The organism is Paludibacter propionicigenes WB4, assembly GCF_000183135.1.
Classification (GTDB): domain Bacteria; phylum Bacteroidota; class Bacteroidia; order Bacteroidales; family Paludibacteraceae; genus Paludibacter; species Paludibacter propionicigenes.
On the sequence record NC_014734.1, the window covers coordinates 3,541,765 to 3,553,795 of the forward strand.

Here is a 12,031-nt window from a genome sequence, read left to right on the forward strand (position 1 = left end):
TAATAAGATCATTTAGTTACAATTACTTTGAATACATAGTCTGTTCCATTGGCCGTGACAACATGACCTGCATAAACTCCAGAAACTGGAGGCAGACTCAATGAATTAGAAGCTTCTACTTTATTTGAACGATGTATTAAATTACCTTTCATATCAACAACAGTTAGCTTAGCTCCTTTTAGTTCTATATTATCAAATCCACTCATTTGAACCGTAACCTCTTGATTTATTTGAACCGGATTAGGATATGCTTTTACACTCTTCTTTACCGGACTGTTGAATGGTTTTTGGCAAGTCTTGATTTTTTGTCCATCTTTCGTTGTGACTTCAACAGAATAGGAGCCAACCAATCCAGCCGGATCGCAATAAAATTGCTCTGTTGCACCCTGAATAGCAATACCATCTTTATACCATTGATAAGCTGTAAAGCGATTATTACTATTATCACATAGTACAACGTCGTCAAACTTCTTAACTATATAATCTGAGCTTACATTGACAACAAACTGGAACTCATAAGCTGCACTTTCAATACCAAATTCATCTTTAAATTGTAAAGTACCTTTGTATACCCCATCAGGTATTCCATTTGGAATGGCAAATGAGAGTGTTCCTGTATTTGATGATGTAGGCAAATTCGTATAATCAATGTTATGAATGCCTACAGCTATTGCAGAAACAGCAAAAGTAATCTTGTATTGAGTCGGAGTTCCTGTTAATACGGAATACCCAAACATAACATTCGTATTTTCACAACCCTCTATCGGAGTGGCATTATTGATAGCATCAATTGTAATGGCTGGGATATCTGAAGAAGTAATTTGACCATCTCCATCAGAATCACCCGCGATTTCAGTTCCATCGATTTTTCCATCTCCATTAGTGTCTCCTACAATTTCGGGAGAAGTGACTTTACCATCTCCATTGGTATCACCGGCGATTTCAGGAGAAGTAATCTTTCCATCGCCATTCGCGTCACCTGCTATTTCAGTTCCATCGATTTTACCATCACCGTTAGTGTCTCCTGCTATTTCTGGAGAAGTGACTTTTCCATCTCCATCCTTGTCTCCTGCTATTTCAGTTCCATCGATCTTGCCATCTCCATTAGTGTCTCCTCCAATTTCGGGAGAAGTGACTTTTCCATCTCCATCCTTGTCTCCTGCTATTTCAGTTCCATCGATCTTGCCATCACCATTGGTATCACCGACTATTTCAGGAGAGATAATCTTTCCATCTCCATCCTTATCTCCTGCGATTTCAGTTCCATCGACCTTGCCATCACCATTGGTATCACCGGCTATTTCGGGAGAGGTAATCTTTCCATCGCCATCCTTATCTCCTGCGATTTCAGTTCCGTCGATCTTGCCATCACCATTGGTATCACCGACTATTTCAGGAGAGATAATCTTTCCATCTCCATCCTTATCTCCTGCGATTTCAGTTCCATCGACCTTGCCATCACCATTGGTATCGCCGGCTATTTCGGGAGAGGTAATCTTTCCATCGCCATCCTTATCTCCTGCGATTTCAGTTCCGTCGATCTTGCCATCACCGTTAGTATCACCGGCGATTTCAGGGGCAGTAATTTTTCCATCACCATTAATGTCTCCGGCTATTTCTGGAGCTGTAATCTTACCATCTCCATCTGCATCTCCAGCTATCTCTGGGGCAGTGATTTTTCCATCGCCATTCGTGTCACCAACGATTTCAGTTCCGTCGATCTTACCATCACCATTAGTATCACCGACTATTTCAGGGGAAGTGATTTTACCGTCACCATTAATGTCCCCAGCTATTTCTGGATCTGTAATCTTACCATCACCATCTGCATCTCCAGCTATCTCTGGGGCAGTGATTTTTCCATCGCCATTCGTGTCACCAACGATTTCAGTTCCGTCAATCTTGCCATCACCGTTAGTATCACCGGCGATTTCAGGGGCAGTGATTTTTCCATCACCATTAATGTCTCCTGCTATTTCTGGAGCTGTAATCTTACCATCACCATCTGCATCTCCAGCTATCTCTGGGACAGTGATTTTTCCATCGCCATTCGTGTCACCAGCAATTTCAGTTCCATCGATCATACCATCACCGTTAGTATCACCGACTATTTCAGGGGAAGTGATTTTACCGTCACCATTAATGTCTCCTGCTATTTCTGGAGCTGTAATCTTACCATCACCATCTGCATCTCCAGCTATCTCTGGGGCAGTGATTTTTCCATCGCCATTCGTGTCACCAACGATTTCAGTTCCGTCAATCTTGCCATCACCGTTAGTATCACCGGCTATTTCAGGGGCAGTGATTTTTCCATCACCATTAATGTCTCCGGCTATTTCTGGAGCTGTAATCTTACCATCACCATCTGCATCTCCAGCTATCTCTGGGGCAGTGATTTTTCCATCGCCATTCGTGTCACCAACGATTTCAGTTCCGTCAATCTTGCCATCACCGTTAGTATCACCGGCTATTTCAGGGGCAGTGATTTTTCCATCACCATTAATGTCTCCGGCTATTTCTGGAGCTGTAATCTTACCATCACCATCTGCATCTCCAGCTATCTCTGGGGCAGTGATTTTTCCATCGCCATTCGTGTCACCAGCAATTTCAGTTCCAACGATCATACCATCACCGTTAGTATCACCGACTATTTCAGGGGAAGTGATTTTACCGTCACCATTAATGTCTCCTGCTATTTCGGGAGCTGTAATCTTACCATCACCATCTGCATCTCCAGCTATCTCTGGGGCAGTGATTTTTCCATCGCCATTCGTGTCACCAACGATTTCAGTTCCGTCGATCTTGCCATCACCGTTAGTATCACCGGCGATTTCAGGGGCAGTAATTTTTCCATCACCATCCTTATCTCCTGCGATTTCAGTTTCGTCGATCTTGCCATCACCATTGGTATCGCCGGCTATTTCTGGAAAAGTGATTTTTCCATCTCCATTTGTATCACCTGCAATAACAGGAGCTTCACTAATCCTTATATTCAATGTAAAGCTTGTACTACCGGTTGCATTAGTAGCGGTTACCAAATAATTGGTAGCTGCACTGGCTGCTGTCGGTGTTCCACTGATGGTTCCGCTTGATGCGTTGAGCGTCAATCCTGAAGGTAAAGCTGTGTTCAAACTGTAACTGTCTACGCTGCCTGTTACACTTGGAGTCAGGCTAACGGAACTGCCTACGCTGTACACTACCGGAGTAGCATACTTCAGATTGCTTGGGGCAACACCCGTGACTCCGCCTGCGGCATTCACCGTTATGCTGATTATAGCACTGGTACTGCCTGTCTCGTTGCTCGCTGTTACAGTATAATTTGTGGCTCCACTCACTGCTGTTGGAGTGCCTGTGATAATTCCTGTTACGGCATCGAGCGTTAAGCCATTTGGTAAGGCAGGACTAACAGAGTAACTGCTTACACTGCCTGTTACGGTCGGACTTAATGCTGTGATAGCGGCTCCTACGGCATAAACGGACGGTGAAGCATAGCTCAGATTACTTGGAGCAATACCTGTGATTCCGCCTGCTGCGTTAACCGTAAGGATGACATCAAAGCTGGTACTGCCATAGCTGTTCGTGGCTGTGATCTGATAAACAGATACCGCTGTGGCTGCGGTTGGAGTGCCTGTGATACTTCCTGTCACGGCGTTCAATGTCAAACCACTTGGTAAAGCAGGACTTACTGTGTAACTGCTTACGGCTCCTCCGCTTACCGTTGAGGTCAATGGAGTGATAGCGGTGCCTACGGCATAAACAGCCGGGGAAGCATAACTCAAATTTGCCGGAGCAACACCCGTGGTGACACTACCACTGTTGATAGTGATATTAACCTCAAAAGCTGTGTTCCCATAACTATTTCTGGCTGTAATTTGATAACTTGATTCCGAAGTAACTGAAGTTGGAGTACCACTGATAACTCCTGTAGTATTGTCAATGGTTAAACCCGTCGGCAATGCAGGAATCACACTATAGTTAGTTGCTGCACCACCTTCAATACTTGGAGAAAGAGCTGTTATAGCCTTCCCTTCAATATAAACAAGCGGAGTAGTATAGCTTAAATTACTTGGACCTACACCTGTAGTTATTGTTGGATCATTAACCGTAATATCTACAGAAAAAGTTGTACTTCCATCGTCATTGCTTGCTGTAACTAAATAGGTTGATTCAGCACTTACAACCGTTGGAGTTCCGCTAATAACACCTGTATTACTATTAATTGATAAACCTGTAGGTAGAGCAGGGTTTATGGTATAATTTGTTGCAATCCCGCCACTAACACTTGGACTCAAAGCAGTGATAGCTTTACCTGCTACAAAGACGAGTGGTGTAGCATAACTTAAATTAGCCGGGGGCACTCCAACTGTTACTATCGGATCATTTACAGTGATGTTCAAAGAGAAAGTAGCACTTCCTTCCGTATTGCTGGCTGTAACTGTATAATTAGAAGCAGCGACTGTGGCTGTTGGAGTTCCACTGATAATGCCGGTTGCATGATCGATACTTAAACCAACGGGTAAAGCAGGACTGACACTATAATCTGTCACATATCCACCTTGTACAGTAGGATTTAATGATTTTATAGATTTACCTGCAACATAAACAACCGGTGAAGTATAAACTAAATTACTTGGAGTTATATTCGTTACGGTCAGCGATTGCGTAACATCAGTCGCTGCGTTATAATTGGCATCCCCTTCTTGTTTGGCGGTAATACTGGCGTTGCCTACTCCAACAATTTTCACTGTACTGCCTGTGATTGTTGCTATAGCAGTGTTGCTGCTCGTATAAGCTACCGGAAGTCCTGAGCTCGCTGTTGCTGTAAGTTCAAAATCAGGATCAATATAAGTCTTAGACGTTAATGCATTAAAGGTAATTGTCTGATTACGTTTCGCAATGGTCAAATCTTTAGTTACAAAAGTTTCTGCATAATTACCGCCATAAGTATATGTTCCCTGATTAATAGCATAAGTACCAGCATTTTCTCCTGCCGCTCTTGTTAATGAACCACTTGCAGCATCACTACCTTGAATTGTTCCAGATGTTACCTGAGCAGTTAATGTAGGATCAGCATCACCATACATCTTGTTTTTTGCATCAGCAGTAATCGTGATAGCTCGTTTTTGTATGGACAAATTATTGTTTACAAAAGTTTCAGCATAATTGCTACCATAAGTGTAAGTATTTTTATTGATAGAATAAGTCCCTACTGCTTCGCCCGTCAATCTGGACAAAGAACCTGTAGCAACATCCGAACCCTGAATAGCCCCTGATGTTATTTGAGCAGTAAATACAGGATCGGTATCGCCATACATTTTAGATTTTGCATCGGCGGTAATGGTTATTGTACGTTTTCCAATGGTCAAATCCTTACTTACGAAGGTTTCAGTATAGTTGCTTCCATAAGTATATGTTCCCTGATTGATGGCATAAGTACCTACATTTTCACCGGGAACTCTGCTCATTGAACCTGTGGCAACATCCCCCGTTTTAATCGTTCCTGAAATTACCTGAGCTGTAAATAGAGGATCAATATCTCCATATGTTTTAGATTTTGTATCGGCCGTGATGGTAATAGTTTGTTTAGCAATTGTCAAATCCTTACTTACAAAAGTTTCTGTATAATTGCTTCCGTATGTATATGTTCCCTGATTGATAGCATAAATGCCTACATTTTCACCGGAAACTCTGGTCATTGAACCTGCGGCAACATCACCTGTTTTAATTGTACCTGAAGTTACCTGAGCACTAAATGCCGGATCAACATCGCCATATGCTTTGGATTTTGCATCAGCAGTAATGCTTATTGTACGCTTTCCAATGTCCAAATCGTTACTTACAAAAGTTTCTGTGTAGTTGCTTCCGTAAGTATATGTTCCCTGATTGATAGCATAAGTACCTACATTTTCGCCCAAAACCCGGGTCATTGAACCTGTAGCAACATCACCTGTTTTAATTGTACCTGAAGTTACCTGAGCAGTAAACAGAGGATCAATATCACCATATGTTTTAGATTTTGTGTCGGCAGTAATGGTAATAGTTTGTTTAGCAATTGTCAAATCCTTACTTACAAAAGTTTCTATATAATTACTACCGTAACTGTAAGTCCCTTGATTGATAGCATAAGTGCCTACGTTTTCTCCTATAATTCTTGCTAACGAGCCGCCTGCGACATCACTTCCTTGAATTGCACCAGAAGTTATTTGGACTGTAAATACTGGATCAACATCACCATATATTTTAGATTTTGCATCAGCAGTTATGGTAATAGCGCGAGCTGTTATGTCAGCGGTCAAACCACTTGGTTGTCCAGACAATAGATAATTATTTTTATCTGTACCACCTAAAATATATCCAGTTACACTTACAGGTATTGCCATTCCCACGTTTTTATCTGCAAACATAGCTATACCACCATCCAAAGTCACATCGTCTGAACCTGCGACTTCACTCAAAGTTGCACCATTCAATGTAGCAGTAGTTGTAGCATCATAAGGTTTATTAGCTACTGTGGCTCCCGTTATTGTCAATGTTCTTTTTATTATGTCAGCAGACAAACCACTTGGTTGGGCTGATATGACATAATTCCCAGCCTTGGTTCCTGTCAATGAAAAACCACTGGCAGTTACGTTTTTCGATGTACCAACATTTTTATTGTCAAATACGCCGGTTCCCCCTGTCAGAGTAACATCATCAGAACCAACTTTACCTGTTAATGTAGCGCCATTCAAAGTCGCTGCGTTTGTTCCATCATAAACTTTGTTTGGTACAGTTATCCCTGATATAACCAACTCTTTCTTATTTACAGTCAGCAATTGACTCACCTGATTTGCAGCACTGTAATTTGCATCCCCTTCTTGATTAGCATATATTGTACAACTTCCAGCCGCAATAATTGTGATTATGGATCCATTTACTCCGGTACATGTAGCTATAGTATTATCTGAACTACTGAATGTAACAGGTTTACTCGAAGCCCCACCAACAGCTGATACATCATAAGGAAGATCCCCATAAGTCTTGGTAGTGAGCGCCCCAAAGGAAATAGATTGCGTATTTACTCCAACTATTAAAGTTGCTGTAGTAGATACTGCTGCATAATTATCATCAAAACCTTGATTTGCAGTTAATGTTGTTGTACCAGTTCCTACAATTGTCACAATATTACCAATTATAGATGCAACAGAAGTATCACTACTGTTATAAGTGAATGATCCGGTACTAGAAGAAGACGCATTTAAAGTGAAACTAGCATCACCATAATTCTTTGTGAGATCATAAAAATTAGTAATCATTGGAGTGGCTTTACCAACCGTTAACGTTTGAGTTGCATCAGTTGCAGGGTTCCAAGCAGCATCACCGGCTTGCGAAGCTTTAATAACAACAGCACCTGCACCAGTAATGGATAATTCGGTACCCGATATTGTTGCAGGACCACTAACAACCGTATAACTAATAGCTAGAGGAGAATCTGTCGTAGCTTTTCCAGCTAAATCAACATTCAACCCCGGAGAATAAATAACACTACTTAACGCATTAAACGTGATTGTTTGATTTGACTTTACAACATCAAAAGTATAACTTTCACTTTTCGAATTGTAATTATCGTCACCTGCCTGATTAAGGTTTATAACTACAGTTCCTGTTTGTCCGATACTTACCAACTGATTGCTCCCATTTAATGTTGCAGCGCTACCAGAACCCAGTGAAATGGATACAGGTAATCCTGAAGAAGAAATTGCTGTCACCTGAACCGGCGTTGAGTTAAAATCTTTAAGTGGTAATGTTCCTACAGGCAATGGACTTAATGTAAGTACCTGGTTAGCCTTTCCTACAGTTAAAGTTCGTACTACATCTGTTGCAGCAGTATAATTTGAATTACCACTCTGACTGGCTGTTATGTCCGTACTCCCTGCACTTACAATGGTTACTGTATTCCCCGAAATTGTTGCAACAGATGTATTACTACTAACATAACTTACCGGAAGACCTGAACTTGCTGTTGCTGTCAGGTTAAAATTCGGATCATTATAAGTCTTCGTTGGTAAAAGATCAAAAGTAATAGTCTGTGCCTTTGAAGTGATATCTAATGTGCCATTGACATAGTCGATGTCATAATTTGTAGAAGTAAGACCACTAGGTATGATGGTATAATTTGTTCCTACATTAGTTGCAACTCTCGCAGTTCCATTGTACACCAACGTACCCCCTAAGCTAGATGTATCATCTCCTGTTGCAAAACCACTATAAGTTACAGTAAACGGACTATAAACTGAACCATCATAGACTTTTGTTTTATCTTCAGCAGTAATGGTTAATGTCTTCTTAGTTATGTCTAACTTACCAGCCACAAATGTAATGGTGTAATTGGAAGATATTACTCCCTCAGGTATTATCACATATCCTATTCCTACTGCTGTAGCGGTTGTGGCTGTGCCCGAATATGCAAGAGTTCCACCTAAATTACCGACACTCTCTCCACTGATAAATCCTGAATAAGTTACCGTAAACGGACTGAATACCGAACCATCATACACCTTACTCTTATTATCGGCTGTTACTGTCAACGATTTCTTGTCTACGGTAAAGCTCTGACTTACGTCACTGGCTGCACTATAATCTGCACTGGCTGCCTGACTTGCGGTGATTGTCGTTGTTCCGGCACCCACAATATGAATCTGACCTGATACAATAGTGGCAACAGCGGTATTAGAGCTTACATAAGTTATGGCATTTATACCTGAGGTTACTGAAGTGGCACCGGGACCAAAATCTGCATCGCCATAAGTTTTGTTTGACAAAGCACCGAAAGTAATGCTCTGAGTTGCCTTGGTAATATCCAATGTTCCATTGACAAAACTGATAGCATAATTACTTGATGTCAATCCTGAAGGAGTGATAACATATCCTGTACCCACTGCTGTAGCGGTTGTGGCTGTGCCCGAATATGCAAGAGTTCCACCTAAATTACCGACACTCTCTCCACTGATAAATCCTGAATAAGTTACCGTAAACGGACTGAATACCGAACCATCATACACCTTACTCTTATTATCGGCTGTTACTGTCAACGATTTCTTGTCTACGGTAAAGCTCTGACTTACGTCACTGGCTGCACTATAATCTGCACTGGCTGCCTGACTTGCGGTGATTGTCGTTGTTCCGGCACCCACAATATGAATCTGACCTGATACAATAGTGGCAACAGCGGTATTAGAGCTTACATAAGTTATGGCATTTATACCTGAGGTTACTGAAGTGGCACCGGGACCAAAATCTGCATCGCCATAAGTTTTGTTTGACAAAGCACCGAAAGTAATACTCTGAGTTGCCTTGGTAATATCCAATGTTCCATTGACAAAACTGATAGCATAATTACTTGATGTCAATCCTGAAGGAGTGATAACATATCCTGTACCCACTGCTGTAGCGGTTGTGGCTGTGCCCGAATATGCAAGAGTTCCACCTAAATTACCGACACTCTCTCCACTGATAAATCCTGAATAAGTTACCGTAAACGGACTGAATACCGAACCATCATACACCTTACTCTTATTATCGGCTGTTACTGTCAACGATTTCTTGTCTACGGTAAAGCTCTGACTTACGTCACTGGCTGCACTATAATCTGCACTGGCTGCCTGACTTGCGGTGATTGTCGTTGTTCCGGCACCCACAATATGAATCTGACCTGATACAATAGTGGCAACAGCGGTATTAGAGCTTACATAAGTTATGGCATTTATACCTGAGGTTACTGAAGTGGCACCGGGACCAAAATCTGCATCGCCATAAGTTTTGTTTGACAAAGCACCGAAAGTAATGCTCTGAGTTGCCTTGGTAATATCCAATGTTCCATTGACAAAACTGATAGCATAATTACTTGATGTCAATCCTGAAGGAGTGATAACATATCCTATTCCTACTGCTGTAGCGGTTGTGGCTGTGCCCGAATATGCAAGAGTTCCACCTAAATTACCGACACTCTCTCCACTGATAAATCCTGAATAAGTTACCGTAAACGGACTGAATACCGAACCATCATACACCTTACTCTTATTATCGGCCGTAACTGTCAACGATTTCTTGTCTACGGTAAAGCTCTGACTTACGTCACTGGCTGCACTATAATCTGCACTGGCTGCCTGACTTGCGGTGATTGTCGTTGTTCCGGCACCCACAATATGAATCTGACCTGATACAATAGTGGCAACAGCGGTATTAGAGCTTACATAAGTTATGGCATTTATACCTGAGGTCAATGAAGTGCCACCGGGACCAAAATCTGCATCGCCATAAGTCTTGTTTGACAAAGCACCGAAAGTAATGCTCTGGCTTGCCTTGGTAATATCCAATGTTCCGTTGACAAAACTGATAGCATAGTTACTTGATGTCAACCCTGAAGGAGTGATAACATATCCTGTACCCACTGCTGTAGCGGTTGTGGCTGTGCCCGAATATGCAAGAGTTCCACCTAAATTACCGACACTCTCTCCACTGATAAATCCTGAATAAGTTACCGTAAACGGACTGAATACCGAACCATCATACACCTTACTCTTATTATCGGCTGTTACTGTCAACGATTTCTTGTCTACGGTAAAGCTCTGACTTACGTCACTGGCTGCACTATAATCTGCACTGGCTGCCTGACTTGCGGTGATTGTCGTTGTTCCGGCACCCACAATATGAATCTGACCTGATACAATAGTGGCAACAGCGGTATTAGAGCTTACATAAGTTATGGCATTTATACCTGAGGTCAATGAAGTGCCACCGGGACCAAAATCTGCATCGCCATAAGTCTTGTTTGACAAAGCACCGAAAGTAATGCTCTGGCTTGCCTTGGTAATATCCAATGTTCCGTTGACAAAACTGATAGCATAGTTACTTGATGTCAACCCTGAAGGAGTGATAACATATCCTGTACCCACTGCTGTAGCTGTTGTGGCTGTGCCCGAATATGCAAGAGTTCCACCTAAATTACCGACACTCTCTCCACTGATAAATCCTGAATAAGTTACCGTAAACGGACTGAATACCGAACCATCATACACCTTACTCTTATTATCGGCTGTTACTGTCAACGATTTCTTGTCTACGGTAAACGTTTGTCCAACCTGAGCCGCTGCACTGTAATTGGTATTACCTGCCTGATTTGCATAAATGGTACAACTTCCTGCAGCAATTATAGTTATTGTAGAACCATTTGTTCCTGTACAAGTAGCTACATTATTATCCGAACTGGTAAATGTCACCGGATTACCTGATGCCCCCCCTGTAGCTGAAACAGTAAAGGATGCATCTCCATAAGTTTTGGATGATAAGCTGTTAAAGGAGATCGACTGAGTTATCTGATTTACAACAAACGCTCCAGATACAGCACTCGTTAATGTACCACAATCTCCGTTTACAATACAGTAGTAATAAAGTGTTCCAATTGTATTAGCTTGTGGTGTATAGCTATTAGTTTGCGCACCATTGTCAGTTCCAAGCGAAGTTCCTCCGGTTGTACTTGCAGAGCTATTGCTATACCATTGGTACGTTAATCCCGAACCCGTTGCTGTAACCGATATGGAGGTGAAAGTACCTCCATAGGTTATAGTTTGGGTATCAGTTGACTGACTACTTATTGCGAATGCTGGTTTAAGGGTAACGTTTGCCGTTCCGGTCATATCTGTTGTACCTAACGGACTGCTACCTTTGACAGTATAAGTACCAATCAGTTGATTACCGAATGAGATAGCTGACCCCGTACCGTCAACGGTAGGTGTCTGAGCAACAGCTCCTTTATATAGCGTATAGGTAACGCCTGTTTCTGATCCTGCAAGTCCAACTGCAACTCCTGTACCACCTGTGCAGTATGAGCCGGTGCCGGTTACAGCAAAGGGTGCCGGAGGATCACCCCCGGGACTTTGTGCCACAACACTAAAATTAGCTAACATCGTAAAGGCTAATAGCAGGAAAATTGTCTTAAATTTGCTCATAATCGTATCTTTTATATCGTTAACGATCGGGATTATTGTCTTCA

Annotated in this window: 1 protein-coding gene; it reads right to left on the minus strand. The window is 42.0% G+C overall.

Features of this window, described 5'->3' with window-relative positions:
- Nucleotides 1-8: 8 nt before the first annotated feature.
- Nucleotides 9-11,987 carry an MBG domain-containing protein gene (locus tag PALPR_RS14735; protein WP_171805052.1) on the minus strand — a complete coding sequence of 3,993 codons (11,979 nt, stop codon included), beginning with the start codon at nucleotides 11,985-11,987 and terminating at the stop codon, nucleotides 9-11.
- Nucleotides 11,988-12,031: the final 44 nt, after the last annotated feature.